The sequence below is a fragment of the Pseudomonas sp. rhizo66 genome, assembly GCF_031931925.1.
GTDB lineage: Bacteria > Pseudomonadota > Gammaproteobacteria > Pseudomonadales > Pseudomonadaceae > Aquipseudomonas.
Window position 1 is genome coordinate 1 of record NZ_JAUJWZ010000056.1, and the last position, 565, is coordinate 565.

Genomic DNA, 565 nt, shown 5'->3' on the forward strand with positions numbered 1-565 from the left:
CCACGTATCCACACCAGATGCCGACTTTGACGTGGGCGATGAAGTGCTCCTGACCTGGACCGGCACGCCTGCCCAAGGCCCGCAAATTATCGTCGGCCCATTATCGATGGCGGTGAAGTTCGTGAACTTTCATCTCGAGTTCATCATCCCCAACGAAGCCGTGCGCGCCATCGCCAAGGGCAGCGCATCGGTGGGCTTTATCCGGCGCCGCGAAAATGAGTCCGACCGTCCCTCGAAAAACGCCAGTGTCAGCGTCGTAGGCGATATCAGCCGACTGCCCGCGCCTAGCGTTGCCGAGGCGCCCGGCGGGACGTTGCCAGTCGATACGCCTTGGGCGACGGTGAGTGCGCCGTGGTACGTCGGTCGCAACGGCAGTGATCTGCTGAACGTGATCTGGGAGGCAAAGGCGCCCGGCGGCGACACGGTTTACTATGAGGACCCGCGCCCGGTCGGCAACATCGCGGATGGCGAGCCCGTCTTGCGCGCCGTTGCCCAGAGCGATATCCAGCGTTTCGATGGTTTGAGCGTCAAGGTCTACTACGTCGTCACCAACAGCGAAGCCACC

Annotated in this window: 1 pseudogene; it reads left to right on the forward strand. The window is 62.7% G+C overall.

Annotated elements, in window-relative coordinates:
* A pseudogene (locus QZR14_RS27930) lies at window positions 1–565 on the forward strand (hypothetical protein); the annotation flags it as partial.